Genomic DNA, 540 nt, shown 5'->3' with positions numbered 1-540 from the left:
CGCGCGCTGGACGTGGACGCGGGGCGCGTGGCCATGCTGAACGACCGGCGCTGTCCGATCCTCGACGAGGACATCGCCCATCACCTGGCCACGCAGGACCTGGACCTGACCGCGACGACCGACCCGGCAGTGGCCTATGCGGGGGCCGACTTCGTGATCGTGGCGACGCCCACCGATTATGATCCGGTGACCAACTACTTCAACACCTCCAGCGTCGAGGACGTGATCCGGGATGTCACGCGGCTGGCGCCGCAGGCGGTGATCGTGGTCAAGTCGACGGTCCCGGTGGGCTTTACCCGCGACGTGCGCGCCCGGCTTGGCACGGAGCAGGTGATCTTCAGTCCGGAATTCCTGCGCGAGGGGCGCGCGCTGCACGACAACCTGCACCCCTCGCGCATCGTGGTGGGCGAGGACAGCGCCCGCGGCCTGGCCTTTGCCGGCCTGCTGGCCGAGGCGGCGCTGGACGACGACGTGCCGGTCCTGCTGACCGGCTCGACCGAGGCAGAGGCGATCAAGCTGTTCGCGAACACCTATCTTGCC

The 540-nt window shown here is 69.1% G+C and carries 1 pseudogene; it reads left to right on the top strand.

The features are described 5' to 3' along the window. Positions 1-540: pseudogene (locus tag TW83_RS15355) on the top strand (UDP-glucose 6-dehydrogenase); the annotation flags it as partial.

It is taken from the genome of Paracoccus sp. S4493 (genome assembly GCF_000967735.1).
GTDB classification, from domain to species: Bacteria; Pseudomonadota; Alphaproteobacteria; order Rhodobacterales; family Rhodobacteraceae; genus Paracoccus; species Paracoccus marcusii.
This window is presented reverse-complemented; position numbering and strand designations above follow the sequence as displayed.